We start from the raw sequence: 17571 nt of genomic DNA, 5'->3' as shown, positions 1-17571 counted from the left end.
ATAGGGAAAAATACAGCAGCCCACACCTGCGGCTGCATCCAGGCGCGGAAGTATACCACTAACATCGCTTTGCTGCGCACATCACCTTACCATTGCGCGTTATTTGCTATTTGCCCTGAGTCCGTTACCATGGCGGGGCGTAAAATATTGAGAGTCAGACATTCATTATGCCGAAGAAAAATGAGGCGCCCGCCAGCTTTGAAAAGGCGCTAAGCGAGCTGGAACAGATTGTGACCCGTCTGGAAAGTGGCGACCTGCCGCTGGAAGAGGCACTGAACGAGTTCGAACGTGGCGTGCAGCTGGCACGTCAAGGGCAGGCCAAATTACAACAAGCCGAACAGCGCGTACAAATCCTGCTGTCTGACAACGAAGACGCCTCTCTTACACCTTTTACACCGGACAATGAGTAATGGACTTTCCGCAGCAACTCGAAGCCTGTGTTAAGCAGGCCAACCAGGCGCTGAGCCGTTTTATCGCCCCACTGCCCTTTCAGAACACTCCCGTGGTAGAAACCATGCAGTATGGCGCATTATTAGGTGGTAAGCGCCTGCGACCTTTCCTGGTTTATGCTACTGGTCAAATGCTCGGCGTTAGCATGAGCACGTTAGACGCACCCGCTGCCGCCGTAGAGTGTATCCACGCTTACTCATTAATTCATGATGATTTACCGGCAATGGATGATGACGATCTGCGTCGTGGGTTGCCGACCTGCCATGTGAAATTTGGTGAAGCGAACGCGATTCTCGCTGGCGATGCTTTACAAACGCTGGCGTTCTCGATTTTAAGCGATGCCGATATGCCGGAAGTGTCAGATCGCGACAGAATTGCGATGATTTCTGAACTGGCGAACGCTAGCGGTATTGCCGGTATGTGCGGCGGTCAGGCATTAGATTTAGACGCGGAGGGCAAACACGTACCTCTGGACGCACTCGAGCGTATTCATCGCCATAAAACCGGCGCATTGATTCGCGCCGCCGTTCGCCTTGGTGCATTAAGCGCCGGAGATAAAGGACGAAATGCACTGCCAGTACTCGACAAGTATGCAGAAAGCATCGGCCTTGCCTTCCAGGTTCAGGATGACATCCTGGATGTGGTGGGAGATACTGCAACGTTGGGAAAACGCCAGGGTGCCGACCAGCAACTTGGTAAAAGCACCTACCCTGCACTTCTGGGTCTTGAGCAAGCCCGGAAGAAAGCCCGGGATCTGATCGACGATGCCCGCCAGTCGCTGAAACAACTGGCTGAACAGTCACTCGATACCTCGGCACTGGAAGCGCTAGCGGACTACATCATCCAGCGTAATAAATAAACAATAAGTATTAATAGGCCCCTGATGAGTTTTGATATTGCCAAATACCCGACCCTGGCACTGGTCGACTCCACCCAGGAGTTACGACTGTTGCCAAAAGAGAGTTTACCGAAACTCTGCGACGAACTGCGCCGCTATTTACTCGACAGCGTGAGCCGTTCCAGCGGGCACTTCGCCTCCGGGCTGGGCACGGTCGAACTGACCGTGGCGCTGCACTACGTCTATAACACCCCGTTTGACCAATTGATTTGGGATGTGGGACATCAGGCTTATCCGCATAAAATTTTGACCGGACGCCGCGACAAAATCGGCACCATCCGTCAGAAAGGTGGTCTGCACCCGTTCCCGTGGCGCGGTGAAAGCGAATATGACGTATTAAGCGTCGGGCATTCATCAACCTCCATCAGTGCCGGAATTGGTATTGCGGTTGCTGCCGAGAAAGAAGGCAAAAATCGCCGCACCGTCTGTGTAATTGGCGACGGCGCGATTACCGCTGGCATGGCGTTTGAAGCGATGAACCATGCGGGCGATATCCGTCCTGATATGCTGGTAGTCCTCAACGACAATGAAATGTCGATTTCCGAAAATGTCGGCGCGCTCAACAACCATCTGGCGCAGCTGCTTTCCGGTAAGCTTTACTCTTCTCTGCGCGAAGGCGGGAAAAAAGTTTTCTCTGGCGTGCCGCCAATTAAAGAGCTGCTCAAACGTACCGAAGAACATATTAAAGGCATGGTGGTGCCTGGCACGTTGTTTGAAGAGCTGGGCTTTAACTACATCGGCCCGGTTGACGGTCACGATGTGCTGGGGCTTATCACTACGCTAAAGAACATGCGCGACCTGAAAGGCCCGCAGTTCCTGCATATCATGACCAAAAAAGGTCGTGGTTATGAACCGGCAGAAAAAGACCCAATCACCTTCCACGCCGTACCTAAATTTGATCCCTCCAGCGGTTGCCTGCCCAAAAGCAGTGGCGGTTTGCCAAGCTATTCAAAAATCTTTGGCGACTGGTTGTGCGAAACGGCAGCGAAAGACAACAAGCTGATGGCGATTACACCGGCGATGCGCGAAGGTTCTGGCATGGTCGAGTTTTCACGTAAATTCCCGGATCGCTACTTCGACGTGGCAATTGCCGAGCAACACGCAGTGACCTTTGCTGCGGGTCTGGCGATTGGTGGGTACAAACCAATCGTGGCGATCTACTCCACTTTCCTGCAACGCGCCTACGATCAGGTACTGCATGACGTGGCAATTCAAAAGCTTCCGGTCCTGTTCGCCATCGACCGTGCGGGCATTGTTGGTGCTGATGGTCAGACCCACCAGGGCGCTTTTGATCTCTCTTATCTGCGCTGTATTCCGGAAATGGTCATTATGACCCCGAGCGATGAAAACGAATGTCGCCAGATGCTCTATACCGGTTATCACTATAACGAGGGGCCGTCAGCGGTGCGCTACCCGCGCGGCAATGCCGTCGGCGTGGAGCTGACGCCGCTGGAAAAACTGCCGATTGGCAAAGGTATTGTGAAGCGTCGCGGTGAGAAGCTAGCGATCCTTAACTTTGGTACGCTGATGCCGGAAGCGGCGAAAGTCGCCGAATCGCTGAACGCTACGCTAGTTGATATGCGTTTTGTTAAGCCGCTTGATGAAGCGTTAATTCTGGAAATGGCCGCCAGCCATGAGGCGCTGGTCACCGTTGAAGAAAACGCCATTATGGGCGGCGCGGGCAGTGGCGTGAACGAAGTGCTGATGGCTCATCGTAAACCCGTGCCAGTACTGAACATTGGCCTGCCGGATTTCTTTATTCCGCAAGGAACTCAGGAAGAAATGCGCGCCGAACTCGGCCTCGATGCCGCCGGTATGGAAGCCAAAATCAAGGCCTGGCTGGCATAATCCCTACTCCACTCCTGCTATGCTTAAGAAATTATTCATGGCAGGAGTGGCAACATGCAATACAACCCCTTAGGAAAAACCGACCTTCGCGTTTCCCGACTTTGCCTCGGCTGTATGACCTTTGGCGAGCCAGATCGCGGTAATCACGCATGGACTCTGCCGGAAGAGAGCAGCCGTCCAATCATCAAACGGGCGCTGGAAGGCGGCATAAATTTCTTTGATACCGCCAACAGTTATTCTGACGGCAGCAGCGAAGAGATCGTCGGTCGCGCATTGCGGGACTTCGCCCGCCGTGAAGATGTGGTCGTTGCCACCAAAGTATTCCATCGCGTTGGTGATTTACCAGAAGGATTATCCCGCGCACAAATTTTGCGCTCTATTGACGACAGCCTGCGTCGTCTCGGTATGGATTATGTCGATATCCTGCAAATTCATCGCTGGGATTACAACACGCCGATCGAAGAGACGCTTGAAGCCCTGAATGACGTGGTAAAAGCCGGGAAAGCGCGTTATATCGGCGCTTCATCGATGCACGCCTCGCAGTTTGCTCAGGCGCTGGATCTACAAAAACAGCACGGCTGGGCGCAGTTTGTCAGTATGCAGGATCACTACAATCTGATTTATCGTGAAGAAGAGCGCGAGATGCTGCCGCTATGTTATCAGGAGGGCGTCGCGGTGATCCCGTGGAGTCCGCTGGCGCGGGGACGTCTGACTCGTCCGTGGGGAGAGACCACTGCACGACTGGTTTCCGATGAAGTAGGAAAAAATCTCTACAACGAAAGCGACGAAAATGACGCGCAGATTGCAGAACGATTAACGGGCGTGAGTGAAGAATTGGGTGCTACGCGGGCACAAGTGGCTCTGGCGTGGTTATTGAGCAAACCGGGCATTGCCGCACCGATTATCGGAACGTCGCGGGAAGAACAGCTAGATGAGTTACTGAATGCGGTGGATATCACCCTGAAGCCGGAACAAATTGCCGAACTGGAAACACCGTATAAACCGCATCCGGTGGTGGGATTTAAATAGAAATCCAGGCCTGATAAGACGCAACAAGCGTCGTATCAGGCATCGGTGCGCAACCGCCGGATGCGGCGTGAGCGCCTTATTCAGCCTACGACAGAATACCCAGCGGCCAATGATGACCGATAAAATAGAGTATTCCAGCGGAAATCACCCCAGCGACAATATCATCGATCATGATCCCCATGCCGCCATGCACATTGCGATCAAACCAGCGGATCGGCCACGGTTTCCACATATCCAGAATACGGAAAATCACAAACCCGGCGGCAACCCACTGCCAGTCATTGGTCGGCAGCGCCATCAGGGTGATCCACATGCCAATAAATTCGTCCCAGACGATACTGCCGTGATCGTGCACGCCCATATCTTTCGCCGTCTGATGGCAAAGATAGACACCGATACAGATCCCCAGCATCACCACCAGCGAATAGAGCTGCCAGGGCAAAAAGGTCATCAGATACCAGAACGGAATCGCCGCCAGCGAGCCCATCGTCCCAGGAACGATCGGGCTTAATCCACTTCCGAATCCGACAGCAAGCAGATGCCACGGATTACTCATCTTCAGGCGACTTTTCGCGACATCTTTATGGCGTGGCAAAATGGTCATATCCTTTCCAGTCTAACGTGACAGGTTCGCCGTCACGAATAAAACAAAGCCCTTCGATATCGGCGGTCATTTGCCCGATACAGGTAAACGGTACGCCCAGGTGTCCGAGAGCCACATCCAGCGCGCCACGGTTCAGTTCCGGCACAGTGAAACACAACTCGTAATCTTCACCGCCAGAGAGCGCCCAGCGCAACGCCTGTTCAGGTTCAACATGGTGAGAAAGCGCATCAGAAAACGGCAGCAATGCCAGGTCAATACGTGCGCCGCAGTCGCTGGCTTTCACGATATGCCCGAGATCGGAAATCAGACCGTCAGAGAGATCGATAGCTGAATTTGCCAGATCGCGCAGTGCCTGCCCCTGTAAAATACGCGGCGATGGACGGAGATGACGTTTGATTAAATACTCCGCATCTTTAGCATCGGCAACCTGCAAACGGTTTTGCAAAATCGCCAGCCCAGCGGCGCTATCGCCCGGCGTACCAGTCACATAAATCCAGTCACCCGGTTTCGCACCTGAGCGCGTTAAGGCTCGTCCCATCGGGACAAAGCCGTGGATACCCAACGTCATCGATAGCGGTCCACGCGTGGTATCGCCACCAATGAGTTGCATATCGTAATAATTAAGCAGCTCGAAAAGACTGTCGCTGAAAGATTCAAGCCACGCTTCGTCTACGTTCGGTAAAGTCAATGCCAGCGTCAGCCAGGCCGGATCGGCACCCATCGCCGCCAGATCGCTTAAGTTTACCGCCAGTGCTTTATATGCCAGATCCGCAGGATCGATATCAGGGAGGAAGTGATTGCCCGCCACCAGCGTATCGGTGCTGATCGCCAGGGTCTGTTTCTCGGGGATATTGAGAAGTGCACAATCGTCACCGATGCCAAGTTCGACATCAAGACGAGAGCTTCTTACACGGTCAAAATAACGGGCAATCAGGGAGAACTCGCCACATGCCATACGTTATGCCTCAGCAGGTAAAAAAGAAAAGGCCGGAGAGTGCGGAAATGCTTTCCGTTACTCTGCCGGCCTGGATATCACTTTTTGTTAGGGCGAATCACAGGTGCTGCTTTATCGAGTACGCCGTTGACGAACTTATGGCTGTCTTCTGCGCCGAACGATTTTGCCAGTTCGATCGCTTCGTTAATGGCCACTTTATACGGCACATCGCTACGTTTAGACAGCTCGTACAGCGCAATGCGCAGTACTGCTTTTTCTACCTGGCCCAGTTCTTCCAGCAGGCGGGACAGATAGGGCTTCATCAGTCCGTCGAGGTATGCGGTGTTAGTCGCCACCCCGGCCAGCAGCTCACGGAAGTACAGGACGTCAACGTCTTTTACATCCTGTTCAGCCAGGAACTGGTATTCAACATCAGCGATGTCGTTCTGGGACAACTGCCAGGAGTAGAGCGCCTGGACGGCACACTCACGAGCGCGGCGACGAGCAGCAGGTTTCACGGATTTCCCCTTACTAATTTCAGGCCTTGATGGCTTTCAATACATTAATCATTTCAAGCGCGGTCAGTGCAGCTTCTGCACCTTTGTTGCCAGCTTTGGTGCCAGCACGTTCGATCGCTTGTTCAATGCTTTCGGTGGTCAGCACACCAAAAGCAACCGGAATTTCGCTATCCTGGGCAACATGCGCCAGGCCGTTGCTTGCACCACCAGCGACGTATTCAAAGTGGGCAGTGCCACCACGAATAACCGTACCCAGCGCGATCACCGCGTCGTATTTACCGGTTTTAGCCAGTGCGCCTGCCGCCAGCGGCAGCTCATAAGCACCTGGCACCCAAACAACGGTAATATTTTCATCTTTTACCTGACCAATACGTTTCAGTGCGTCAATCGCACCTTCCAGCAGGCTGTCATTGATAAAGTTGTTGAAACGCGCAATGGTGATGGCGACGCGAGCGTCCGGGGTAGCAACGTTAGCTTCAATAATGTTCATTTTTTTCCTTCGGGTTCGAGTTATGGCCCCGCAGGGGGGCGGATTTTAGCATAATATTTCGTGCGCTGCTTCCCTTTCGAGCCGGGAGATCATGCACCCACTAAATGCAGGCAAACATCCGGGCCTACATGACGTATCTCTTTGAATTTAAATTGGGGGGCGTCGGCTAACTTCTCAAGCCCCGGCAGCGTACATAATCCACGGGCGTCGCTACCTAAAAGTTTAGGTGCGATATAGACAATCAGCTCATCGACTAAACCAGCCTGTAGCAGTGCGCCAGCGAGCGTTGGTCCCGCCTCTACCCACACACTATTAATTTGTTGCTTGCCCAGTTGCATCATCAGCACAACCAAATCCAGATGCCCGTTATGTTCCGGGATCAGCAAGGTGCGCACTGTTTCCGGCCACTCGCGGGTGTCATCCTGCGTTCGGGCAAACCAGGTCTCGCCCGGCTGTTGCACAATGCGGTGTTCTGGCGTCACGCGATTCTGACTGTCAATGACGACGCGCACCGGTTGGCGCAGATTTTCTTGCGAATAGAGCGCCTGAGTTTGTTCATCCAGTTCAGACCAACGTACCGTTAAAGCCGGATCGTCCGCCAGCACCGTGGCGCTGCTGGTTAAAATGGCATGACTTTGCGCACGCAGACGTTGAACATCACGCCGCGCCTGGGGGGAAGTGATCCACTGACTCTCACCGCTCGCCATCGCCGTACGACCATCAAGCGATGCGCCAAGTTTTAACTGGATATAAGGAAAGCCGGTGCGCATTCGTTTAAGAAAGCCTTTATTCAATTGCTCGGCTTCACTCATCATCAGACCGTGGCTGACGTCAATGCCAGCCTGTTGCAGGCGGTAAAGCCCACGTCCGGCGACCTGCGGGTTCGGATCCTGCATCGCAGCGACCACGCGCGCTACGCCAGCGGCGATGAGTGCGTCACAGCACGGCGGCGTTCGACCATGATGACTGCAAGGTTCGAGTGTCACATACGCAGTTGCACCTTTGGCTTTTTCACCCGCCATACGCAACGCATGTACTTCAGCGTGTGGTTCACCCGCACGGTGATGGTAACCTTCGCCGACAATTTCGCCATCTTTCACAATGACACACCCAACATTTGGGTTTGGGTGAGTAGTGAAACGTCCTCGTTGCGCCAGCTTTAGCGCCCGCGCCATGTAATACTCGTCCTGCACGGTTTAATCCTCCAGGCGCGCGATCTCTTCGCCAAATTCTTTGATATCTTCGAAACTGCGATAGACAGAGGCAAAACGGATATAGGCGACTTTATCGAGTTTTTTCAATTGTTCCATCACCAGATTGCCAATCATCTTGCTCGGCACTTCACGCTCACCGGTGGCGCGGAGCTGTGACTTTATATGGTTGATCGCCATTTCGACGTCGTCGGAACTTACCGGACGTTTTTCCAGCGCCCGCAGCATTCCGCTGCGCAATTTCTCTTCATTAAACGGTTCACGCACGTCGTTGCTTTTTACAACGCGCGGCATAACCAGTTCCGCCACTTCAAAGGTGGTGAAACGTTCATTACACACCAGACACTGCCGACGGCGGCGTACGGATGAACCCTCGCCCACGAGACGAGAGTCAATAACCTTAGTGTCCACGGCGAAACAGAATGGGCAATGCATACGGCGTCCTGACCAGGTGGTTAACAGAAACCTATTTTACCCTGAACTGACGATACAACAAAGGCGCAACGCTTTTGAGACAAAGGATCGATGTTCTCGCTGTTTTTACGCTCTACTATTAAGCTAATTGCGATAAGAAAGGGACGACCTATGAACACTAAAGTGATTCGACTACTCCTGCTGGGAAGCCTGTTCAGCTTAAGCGCCTGTGTACAGCAAAGTGAAGTGCGCCAGATGAAACACAGCGTCAGCACGCTGAATAAAGAGATGACGCAGCTCAATAAAGAAACCGTCAAAATCACTCAGCAAAACAGGCTGAATGAAAAATCCAGCAGTGGGGTTTACCTTCTGCCGGGCTCGAAAACAGCCGCACGTCTGGAAAGTCAGATCGGCACCTTACGAATGTCGCTTATGAATATTGCGCCAAATGCAGATGGCACTACGCTGACCTTACGGATTCAGGGCGAATCCAATGACCCTTTACCCGCATTCAGCGGAACCGTTGAATATGGGCAAATTCAGGGAACAATAGATAACTTTCAGGAAATCAATGTGCAGAATCAATTGATTAACGCACCGGCAAGTCTACTCGCGCCTAGCGATGTTGACATCCCGCTACAGTTAAATGGCATCACGCCTGAACAATTAGGCTTTGTACGCATTCACGACATTCAGCCTGTTATGCAATAAACGTTTGGCGGGGCGTTTTGTGCGTCTCGCAACATCTTCCCCCATTATTTTGTTACTCCGCTTACATCACCCGGATTGATAGTAAAAGTTTGCAACAAGGGTGAAAGTCAGTACAATCCCCGCCCGAATATGTGTAAACGTGAACGCAATCGATTACGTAAATGATAGAACTGTGAAACGCAACATATTTTTGTGAGCAATGATTTTTATAATAGGCTCCTCTGTATACGTAATATTTAGAAACGCAATTTGCGCCTTTTTCACTCCCGCAAGGGATTTTTAAACAGTGGCATACATATGAAAAAAACATTACTGGCAGCCGGTGCGGTACTGGCGCTCTCTTCGTCTTTTACTGTCAACGCAGCTGAAAACGACAAACCGCAGTATCTCTCCGACTGGTGGCACCAGAGCGTTAACGTTGTCGGAAGTTATCACACCCGTTTCGGACCGCAGATCCGCAACGATACCTACCTCGAGTACGAAGCATTCGCTAAAAAAGACTGGTTCGACTTCTATGGTTATGCGGATGCGCCGGTATTCTTCGGCGGTAACTCCGATGCAAAAGGTATCTGGAACCACGGTTCTCCGCTGTTTATGGAAATCGAACCGCGTTTCTCCATCGACAAGCTGACCAATACTGACCTTAGCTTCGGTCCGTTCAAAGAGTGGTACTTCGCGAACAACTACATTTACGACATGGGTCGTAATAAAGATGGTCGCCAGAGCACCTGGTACATGGGTCTGGGTACGGACATCGACACTGGCCTGCCGATGAGCCTGTCCATGAACGTGTATGCGAAATACCAGTGGCAGAACTACGGCGCAGCGAACGAAAACGAGTGGGATGGTTACCGTTTCAAAATTAAATACTTTGTGCCGATTACCGATCTGTGGGGCGGTCAGCTGAGCTACATCGGCTTCACCAACTTCGACTGGGGTTCCGATCTGGGTGATGACAGCGGTAACGCAATCAACGGTATTAAGACGCGTACCAATAACTCTATCGCTTCCAGCCATATTCTGGCTCTGAACTACGATCACTGGCACTACTCTGTCGTTGCTCGTTACTGGCACGACGGTGGTCAGTGGAACGACGATGCAGAGCTGAACTTTGGTAACGGCAACTTCAACGTTCGCTCTACCGGTTGGGGTGGTTACCTGGTGGTAGGTTACAACTTCTAATAGTTGAAATGCCGGATGCAACATCCGGCATTTTTTATCACTTTTTCTTGTTCATCATCGCTTTTAAATCAGCGAACGGATTATATTTCGCTTCACCAACATCTTTCTGCGCATCTTCACCTGCGATAACCGTCGTACCATACTGATCCGCTTCGGTATATTTCGAATGCTCATGATCGTGGCAATACAGACACAACAATTCCCAGTTACTACCATCTTCCGGGTTATTGGTATGGTCGTGATCAATGTGGTGAACGGTAAGTTCACGCAGGTTGGAATAGACAAATTCGCGGGAACAACGACCGCACACCCACGGATAGAGTTTTAATGCTTTTTCGCGATAACCGCTTTCTAACCGCGCATAGTTTTTTGGGATGATAGCCATGAAAAGTTACCTGGATAAAATGTAGGGTTACGCGCAGTTTCCCAAGATGGGGAGATTTTCGCAATCCTGAGTAAAGAAATTCTAACATTACCAGTGACGGCGAGGTTCCATCTGCTGATGAAGAATACGCGCAATGAGAATGTCATCTACTCTTATAACGTAATAAACAGTGTGAAACCTAAATGCGATCTTCTTTACCTCTGGAACCGCATCATAGTCTTGCCCTATCTCGGGCATTTGAGAGAGTGTATCCAGAAAAATGCCGAGAGAGTCGGTATAGCGATCCGCCTGCTCCTCACCAAACTTTCCCAGCGTGTAGTCATAGATCCCTCTGAAATCTTCAACAGCTTTTCCGCTAAGCTTATACACGATGTTTTTGCTTCCTTTCTGCTGCGATATCACGAAGCGTCATCGAACTTTCACCGCTATCAAGACCTTCAATAACAGCATTTCTGACAGCCTCATCCCTGGATTCTTGTTGTTCCAATAGACGAAGCGCCGAACGCATCACTTCACTGGCCGAACCATAACGACCAGACTGGACCATCCGGGTGATGAAACTATCCAGTTGTTCGCCAACGCTTACTGAGGTAATTTTGCGCATAAGCGATCTCCATGTATTAACTATTAATACAAAGTATATGTCAGAACTATTTCTACAACCAAAGCTGTATTCAGTTCAATATGCAATAACCGAAAAAAAACCGCAGCGCAAAAGCGCCACGGTTTTTAACTGAACTACTTTAAAACACACTTACGGCAGAATTGACGGTTGATCCGCCCCTTCTTTTTCCACTTTCTGCTGCAGCATGTGCTCACGCTTCATGCCCAGTTTCAGAGCCAGCGCCGATGCAACATAGATGGAAGATGCCGTACCGATGGAAACACCGATAAGCATAGTCAGCGAGAAGCCTTCCAGCACCGGGCCACCAAAGAGATACAGCATCAGGATAACCATCAAGGTAGTACCGGATGTGATCAAGGTACGGTGCAGCGTCTGAGTCAAGGACACGTTAAAGATTTCGTAAGGTGTACCGCGACGGATCTTGCGGAAGTTTTCACGAATACGGTCCGATACCACGATACTGTCGTTAAGCGAGTAACCGATAACCGACATCAGCGATGCCACAATGGTCAGGTCAATCTCGATATGGAATAACGACAAAATACCCAGCGTAATGATAACGTCGTGCGCCAGCGCGATAACGACCCCTGCCGCCAGTCGCCACTCAAAGCGGAAACCTACGTACACAAGGATAGACAGCAGCGCCGCCATCAACGCCATCGCACCGGTTTGCGCAAGGTCTGCCCCCACGCTCGGACCGACGAACTCAATACGCTTCACTGCTGCATTCTGATTGGTGGATTCGTTAATCACCTTCAGAACCTGGCTGCCCAGCACCTGACCGCCGGTTTCGCCTTCAGCAGGCGGCATACGGACCATGATGTCGTGGCTGCTACCAAAGTTTTGCAGCATTGGCTCTTCAAAACCGGCTTTTTGCAATGCATCACGCATTACGTCAATTTCAGCCGGTTTTTCGAGCGTAATTTCGATAACCGTACCACCGGTGAAATCCAGCCCCCAGTTAAAGCCTCGTACGCCCATAATAACGATAGCGGCGATTAACAGCAGACCAGAGATGCCGAAAGCCCAGTAGTCCCAGCGCATAAAGTCATAGACTTTACGGCCGTGGTTTAGTTGTTCAACAGTATATTCCTGTGCCACATCGCACTCCTCAGATTGACAGCTTCTTGACGCGCTTGCCGCCATATAGCAGGTTTACGATGGCACGCGTACCGACAATCGCGGTAAACATCGACGTCGCCACACCGATACCGGTAGTAATCGCGAACCCTTTAATTGCCCCGGTTCCCACTGCGTACAGGATGATGACTTTGATCAAAGTGGTGATGTTCGCATCGAAGATGGAACTGAATGCACCGCGATAACCTTCATCAATTGCCTGCTGAACAGTACGCCCGTTGCTCAACTCTTCTTTAATACGTTCGTTGATCAGTACGTTCGCATCGACCGCCACCGCAAGGGTTAAGACGATACCCGCGATGCCTGGCATACTCAGCGTTGCACCTGGCAACAGTGACATAATACCGACGATCAAGATCAGGTTGGCAACCAGAGCACTGGTCGCAATCAGACCAAACTTCTTATAGAAGAGGATCATGAACAGAATAGAAACCAGCAGACCGGCGAGACACGCCTCCAGCCCCTGTTCAATGTTCTGCATACCCAGAGTCGGGCCAATGGTACGTTCTTCAACAATCTGAATTGGCGCGATCAATGCACCAGCACGCAGCAGAAGTGACAGCTGACGAGCTTCGTTCGGGTTGTTGATGCCAGTGATACGGAAGCTGTTACCCAGACGAGACTGGATATTAGCGATGTTAATCACCTCTTCCTGCTTAACCAGTACTGCACGACCGTTTGCATCTTTCTTACCGCTGTCTTTGTACTCCACAAACAGGGTCGCCATCGGTTTACCGATGTTGTCCTTAGTGAAGTTAGACATGATGTTGCCACCTGCGCTGTCGAGCGAGATGTTAACCTGCGGTTGGTTGTATTCGTCCTGGCTGGAAGTGGAGTCGGTGATATGGTCACCGGTCAGGATCACGCGTTTGTACAGCACAACCGGCTGACCTTCGCGGGTCTGTTTCACTTCAGAGTCACCCGGTACGCGGCCAGACGCGGCAGCGGCCTGGTCAACGTTGGTGTTTACCAGACGGAATTCCAGCGTTGCCGTCGCGCCCAGAATCTCTTTCGCGCGAGCGGTATCCTGGATACCCGGCAGTTCAACAACGATACGGTCAGCGCCCTGGCGCTGTACCACCGGCTCAGCAACACCAAGCTGGTTTACACGGTTACGCAGAATGTTGATGTTCTGCTGCACCGCATATTCACGCGCTTCACTCAGACGAGCATCGCTCATTACCGCACGCAGCTGGTTGCTGCCCTGGCTGCTAATCACCAGGTCCGGATGGCGCTTGCTCAGATACGTAATGGCTTCATCACGAGCTTTAGCATCGCGGAAAGTAATGCTCAGGCCGTAGTTGTTTTCTTTACGAACGGTGGTATACGGGATGCCCTTTTCGCGCAGGTCGCTGCGCAGGCTATCGATATTTTGTTCCTGGAGTTTGCCAAGCGCGGTGTCCATATCCACTTCCATCAGGAAGTGAACGCCGCCACGCAGGTCAAGGCCGAGCTTCATCGGCTCAGCGTGAATAGCTGCCAGCCAGCGCGGCGTTGCCGGGGCAAGGTTAAGCGCCACGACGTATTTGTCACCCATAACGCCCATTAATGCTTCACGAGCGCGCAGTTGGGTATCAGTGGAGTCGAAGCGCGCAAGAATAGCGCCCTCTTCCAGTGCCACAGACTTAGCAGTTATTTTTTCTTCTTGTAACGTTTTCTGGACCTGGATCAGCGTTTGCTCACTGGCGGCGACTCCGCGCGCACCAGTGATCTGAACAGCCGGATCCTCACCAAACAGGTTGGGAAGCGCATACAGCAGACCGATGACAATCACCACGATCAGCATGACATACTTCCACAAAGGATAACGGTTTAACACGGCAATTCCCTTAGGGAAAAATTTTAATTACAGCGCCTTCATGGTGCCTTTCGGCAGAACGGCAGCTACGAAGTCACGTTTAATAACTACTTCAGTGGTGTCATTCAGCGCGATAGCAATGTAGCCGTTTTCCGCTACTTTGGTTACGCGACCAACCAGGCCACCGTTCGTCAGCACTTCATCACCTTTAGCAATGGAGTCCATCAGCTTTTTGTGTTCTTTGGTGCGCTTCTGCTGTGGGCGCAGGATCATGAAATAGAAAATCAGACCGAATACCACCAGCATCAAAATCAAAGACATCGGGCTACCTTGTGCCGGTGCACCCGTTGCCGCTACCGCATCAGAAATAAAAAAGCTCATTAAATTTCCCTCATTATTAATATTAATCAACGTTCAAAGGTGGTACTTCTCGCCCCTGACGCTGGTAAAAATCAGCTACGAAGCTCTCTAATTTACCCTCTTCAATAGCCTTGCGTAAACCCGCCATCAAACGCTGGTAGTAACGAAGGTTATGAATGGTGTTGAGTCGCGCGCCTAATATTTCGTTGCAACGGTCGAGATGATGCAAGTAGGCACGTGAATAATTGCGACAGGTGTAGCAATCACACTCAGGATCGAGCGGCCCTGTGTCGCTCTTATACTTCGCATTGCGGATTTTCACCACGCCATCGGTCACGAACAGATGACCGTTACGCGCATTACGTGTTGGCATTACGCAGTCAAACATATCGATACCGCGACGCACGCCTTCAACCAGATCTTCCGGTTTACCCACGCCCATCAGGTAACGCGGTTTGTCTGCCGGTATTTGCGGGCACACATGCTCCAGAATGCGGTGCATATCTGCTTTCGGCTCACCCACAGCCAGACCGCCGACAGCGTAGCCATCAAAACCGATATCTACCAGACCTTTAACAGAGATATCACGTAAATCTTCGTAAACGCTACCCTGAATGATACCAAACAGCGCATTTTTGTTACCGAGGCTATCAAAACGCTCACGGCTACGCTTCGCCCAACGCAGAGACATCTCCATCGAACGTTTAGCGTAATCCCAGTCAGCAGGGTACGGCGTACACTCGTCAAAAATCATGACGATATCTGAACCAAGATCGTACTGAATCTCCATCGATTTTTCGGGATCGAGGAAAATCGGATCGCCGTTGATCGGGTTACGGAAGTGTACGCCCTGTTCGGTGATTTTACGGATATCGCCAAGGCTGAAGACCTGGAAACCACCGGAATCGGTGAGGATTGGGCCTTTCCATTGCATGAAATCGTGCAGATCGCCATGCAGTTTCATGATTTCCTGACCCGGGCGTAACCACAGGTGGAAAGTGTTACCAAGGATAATCTGTGCGCCGGTCGCTTCAACTTCTTCCGGCGTCATCCCTTTTACGGTGCCGTAGGTGCCAACAGGCATAAAACAAGGCGTTTCCACTACGCCACGATCGAAGACCAGGCGACCACGGCGTGCGCGACCGTCGGTGGTATCCAGTTCAAATTTCATTTTTTCTCCACTACGTCAGAAAAACAGTCCAACGTTTAAACCAGCGCCGCAGAATTACTCCCCGACGCGCTCATTAATTGCCTGCGGATTGTACGTGATAAACATCGCATCACCGTAACTAAAAAAGCGATATTTCTCTTCTACCGCCGCTTTATAGGCGTTCATCGTGTGTTGATAACCGGCAAATGCCGAAACCAGCATAATCAGCGTCGACTCTGGCAAGTGAAAGTTCGTCACCAGTGCATCGACCACTTTGTACTGGAAACCCGGATAGATAAAGATTTGGGTATCGTCAAAGAACGGTTCGATGAGATCGTTTTTCGCCGCCTGAGCCGCGCTTTCCAGCGAACGTACTGAGGTGGTGCCAACCGCAATCACCCGGTTACCGCGCGCTTTCGCTGCCAGCACCGCATCAACCACCTCCTGCGGCACTTCAGCGTATTCCGAGTGCATGATGTGATCTTCAATGGTGTCGACGCGCACCGGCTGGAAGGTGCCCGCACCAACGTGCAAGGTCACAAATGCCATCTCCACGCCTTTGGCGCGCAATTTTTCAAGCAACGGTTCGTCAAAATGCAGTCCAGCGGTCGGCGCTGCTACCGCGCCAGGTTTTTCGCTATAAACCGTTTGATAAAGTTCGCGGTCGGCATCTTCGTCTGGGCGGTCGATGTACGGAGGCAACGGCATATGACCGATGCTGTTGAGAATATCCAGCACCGAGCGGTCATCATTAAATTCGACTTCAAACAATGCGCCGTGGCGGGCAGTCATTGTTGCTTTAATGCTTTCGTCATCGCCCAGCAACAGTTCAGCACCCGGCTTTGGTGCTTTCGAGGCGCGAATATGCGCAAGAATGCGTTTGTCGTCGAGCATCCGCTCAACCAGTACTTCAATCTTGCCGCCGCTGGCTTTACGCCCAAACAGGCGTGCCGGGATCACGCGGGTATTGTTAAAAACCAGAAGATCGCCGGGGTTGAGCTTATCGAGTAAATCGGTGAAAGTACCATGCGTCAGCGCGCCCGTTGGCCCGTCCAGCGACAGTAAACGACAGCTACTGCGTTCAGGCATGGGATAGTGGGCAATCAGGGATTCGGGCAATTCAAAGGAGAAATCGGTAACGCGCATGACACTGACTCAGACTAAAATAAGAGGCGGGTAGTCTAGTGCCGGGGCGCTCTCCCTGCAACCTTTACCCCCATTTGGATAGAATATAATCGATGAATTTTTTAGCTCACCTGCATTTAGCCCATCTCGCTGAAAGCTCGCTTTCTGGCAACTTACTGGCAGATTTCGTTCGCGGAAACCCCGATGAAATTTATCCACCCGACGTCGTGGCTGGTATTCATATGCATCGGCGAATCGATGTATTAACCGACAATCTGCCGGAAGTCCGCGAAGCGCGGGAGTGGTTTCGTAGTGAAACCCGCCGGGTTGCGCCTATCACGCTGGATGTCATGTGGGATCATTTTCTTTCCCGCCACTGGTCGCAGCTGTCACCCAATTTTCCGCTAGAGGAATTTGTCTGTTATGCCCGCGAACAAGTGATGACGATATTACCGGACTCCCCACCACGCTTTATCAATCTGAACAACTACTTATGGTCAGAGCAGTGGCTGGTGCGTTATCGCGATATGGATTTCATCCAGAGCGTGTTAAACGGTATGGCAAGCCGTCGTCCACGCCTGGATGCCCTGCGTGACTCCTGGTACGATTTAGACGCCCATTACGATGCCCTTGAAACCCGCTTCTGGCAGTTTTATCCCCGGATGATGGCGCAGGCGTCGAACAAGACGTTATAATGCG

The 17571-nt window shown here is 51.7% G+C and carries 21 protein-coding genes; 7 read left to right on the top strand and 14 right to left on the bottom strand.

Annotated elements, in window-relative coordinates; translation table 11 throughout:
* The first annotated feature begins 167 nt into the window (after positions 1–167).
* From xseB to yajO, 4 genes are read left to right on the top strand one after another with little or no spacing between them, the layout of a single operon-like run.
* A complete protein-coding gene (xseB, locus tag WES_RS15675) occupies positions 168–410 on the top strand; it encodes an exodeoxyribonuclease VII small subunit (protein ID WP_001124935.1) in 243 nt (80 codons plus the stop codon).
* Positions 410–1309: a (2E,6E)-farnesyl diphosphate synthase gene (gene ispA / locus WES_RS15680; RefSeq protein ID WP_000347246.1), complete on the top strand. Its 900-nt coding sequence runs from the start codon at positions 410–412 to the stop codon at positions 1307–1309. Before xseB ends, ispA begins: the two co-directional genes overlap by 1 nt.
* Positions 1310–1333: 24 nt before the next feature.
* Complete coding sequence (gene dxs, locus WES_RS15685; protein WP_016159196.1) at positions 1334–3196, top strand: 1-deoxy-D-xylulose-5-phosphate synthase; 1863 nt, start codon at positions 1334–1336, stop codon at positions 3194–3196.
* A gap of 54 nt (positions 3197–3250) precedes the next feature.
* Positions 3251–4225 carry a 1-deoxyxylulose-5-phosphate synthase YajO gene (gene yajO / locus WES_RS15690; protein WP_016159197.1) on the top strand — a complete coding sequence of 325 codons (975 nt, stop codon included), beginning with the start codon at positions 3251–3253 and terminating at the stop codon, positions 4223–4225.
* Between the two features lie 85 nt (positions 4226–4310).
* Here yajO and pgpA read toward each other — a convergent pair whose 3' ends face one another.
* From pgpA to nrdR, 6 genes are all read right to left on the bottom strand, one after another.
* Positions 4311–4829 carry a phosphatidylglycerophosphatase A gene (gene pgpA / locus WES_RS15695; protein ID WP_000154044.1) on the bottom strand — a complete coding sequence of 173 codons (519 nt, stop codon included), beginning with the start codon at positions 4827–4829 and terminating at the stop codon, positions 4311–4313.
* Positions 4807–5784 carry a thiamine-phosphate kinase gene (thiL, locus tag WES_RS15700; protein ID WP_016159198.1) on the bottom strand — a complete coding sequence of 326 codons (978 nt, stop codon included), beginning with the start codon at positions 5782–5784 and terminating at the stop codon, positions 4807–4809. The genes pgpA and thiL overlap by 23 nt, the downstream gene beginning before the upstream one ends.
* Before the next feature lie 77 nt (positions 5785–5861).
* On the bottom strand, positions 5862–6281 hold the full coding sequence (nusB, locus tag WES_RS15705) for a transcription antitermination factor NusB (protein ID WP_000801125.1): 420 nt from the start codon (positions 6279–6281) through the stop codon (positions 5862–5864).
* Positions 6282–6300: 19 nt separating this feature from the next.
* Positions 6301–6771 carry a 6,7-dimethyl-8-ribityllumazine synthase gene (gene ribE / locus WES_RS15710; RefSeq protein WP_001021161.1) on the bottom strand — a complete coding sequence of 157 codons (471 nt, stop codon included), beginning with the start codon at positions 6769–6771 and terminating at the stop codon, positions 6301–6303.
* Between the two features lie 89 nt (positions 6772–6860).
* Positions 6861–7964 carry a bifunctional diaminohydroxyphosphoribosylaminopyrimidine deaminase/5-amino-6-(5-phosphoribosylamino)uracil reductase RibD gene (ribD, locus tag WES_RS15715; RefSeq protein ID WP_016159199.1) on the bottom strand — a complete coding sequence of 368 codons (1104 nt, stop codon included), beginning with the start codon at positions 7962–7964 and terminating at the stop codon, positions 6861–6863.
* A 3-nt stretch (positions 7965–7967) separates the two neighbouring features.
* Entirely contained in the window at positions 7968–8417 is a 450-nt protein-coding gene (gene nrdR / locus WES_RS15720) for a transcriptional regulator NrdR (protein ID WP_000543535.1), read from the bottom strand.
* A 150-nt stretch (positions 8418–8567) separates the two neighbouring features.
* On the opposite strand from nrdR, the gene WES_RS15725 reads away from it, so the two are divergent.
* Together WES_RS15725 and tsx are read left to right on the top strand one after the other, a co-directional pair.
* Positions 8568–9107, top strand: a complete 540-nt coding sequence (locus WES_RS15725) for a SadB/YajI family lipoprotein (RefSeq protein ID WP_001093515.1) — start codon at positions 8568–8570, stop codon at positions 9105–9107.
* Between the two features lie 297 nt (positions 9108–9404).
* Positions 9405–10289: a nucleoside-specific channel-forming protein Tsx gene (tsx, locus tag WES_RS15730; protein WP_001295328.1), complete on the top strand. Its 885-nt coding sequence runs from the start codon at positions 9405–9407 to the stop codon at positions 10287–10289.
* A gap of 37 nt (positions 10290–10326) precedes the next feature.
* Here the strand turns inward: tsx and yajD are convergent, their stop codons facing one another.
* From yajD to queA, 8 genes are all read right to left on the bottom strand, one after another.
* Positions 10327–10674 carry an HNH nuclease YajD gene (yajD, locus tag WES_RS15735; RefSeq protein WP_000974823.1) on the bottom strand — a complete coding sequence of 116 codons (348 nt, stop codon included), beginning with the start codon at positions 10672–10674 and terminating at the stop codon, positions 10327–10329.
* A gap of 87 nt (positions 10675–10761) precedes the next feature.
* Positions 10762–11043, bottom strand: a complete 282-nt coding sequence (locus tag WES_RS15740) for a type II toxin-antitoxin system RelE/ParE family toxin (RefSeq protein ID WP_000277486.1) — start codon at positions 11041–11043, stop codon at positions 10762–10764.
* Complete coding sequence (locus WES_RS15745; protein ID WP_016159200.1) at positions 11036–11278, bottom strand: type II toxin-antitoxin system ParD family antitoxin; 243 nt, start codon at positions 11276–11278, stop codon at positions 11036–11038. Before WES_RS15745 ends, WES_RS15740 begins: the two co-directional genes overlap by 8 nt.
* Before the next feature lie 150 nt (positions 11279–11428).
* Entirely contained in the window at positions 11429–12400 is a 972-nt protein-coding gene (gene secF / locus WES_RS15750; RefSeq protein ID WP_000046637.1) for a protein translocase subunit SecF, read from the bottom strand.
* A gap of 10 nt (positions 12401–12410) precedes the next feature.
* Positions 12411–14258, bottom strand: a complete 1848-nt coding sequence (secD, locus tag WES_RS15755) for a protein translocase subunit SecD (RefSeq protein ID WP_032147799.1) — start codon at positions 14256–14258, stop codon at positions 12411–12413.
* Positions 14259–14285: 27 nt separating this feature from the next.
* Positions 14286–14618, bottom strand: coding sequence for a preprotein translocase subunit YajC (yajC, locus tag WES_RS15760; RefSeq protein ID WP_000007629.1), 333 nt, complete (start codon positions 14616–14618; stop codon positions 14286–14288).
* Positions 14619–14640: 22 nt separating this feature from the next.
* Complete coding sequence (tgt, locus tag WES_RS15765; protein WP_000667317.1) at positions 14641–15768, bottom strand: tRNA guanosine(34) transglycosylase Tgt; 1128 nt, start codon at positions 15766–15768, stop codon at positions 14641–14643.
* A gap of 54 nt (positions 15769–15822) precedes the next feature.
* On the bottom strand, positions 15823–16893 hold the full coding sequence (queA, locus tag WES_RS15770) for a tRNA preQ1(34) S-adenosylmethionine ribosyltransferase-isomerase QueA (RefSeq protein WP_016159202.1): 1071 nt from the start codon (positions 16891–16893) through the stop codon (positions 15823–15825).
* 92 nt (positions 16894–16985) lie between these two features.
* Here queA and acpH point away from each other — a divergent pair, with 92 nt between their 5' ends.
* Positions 16986–17567: an ACP phosphodiesterase gene (gene acpH, locus WES_RS15775; protein WP_001009862.1), complete on the top strand. Its 582-nt coding sequence runs from the start codon at positions 16986–16988 to the stop codon at positions 17565–17567.
* The last annotated feature ends 4 nt before the right edge of the window (positions 17568–17571 follow it).

It is taken from the genome of Escherichia sp. KTE31 (assembly GCF_000407925.1).
In the GTDB taxonomy this organism is placed as follows: domain Bacteria; phylum Pseudomonadota; class Gammaproteobacteria; order Enterobacterales; family Enterobacteriaceae; genus Escherichia; species Escherichia ruysiae.
This window is presented reverse-complemented; position numbering and strand designations above follow the sequence as displayed.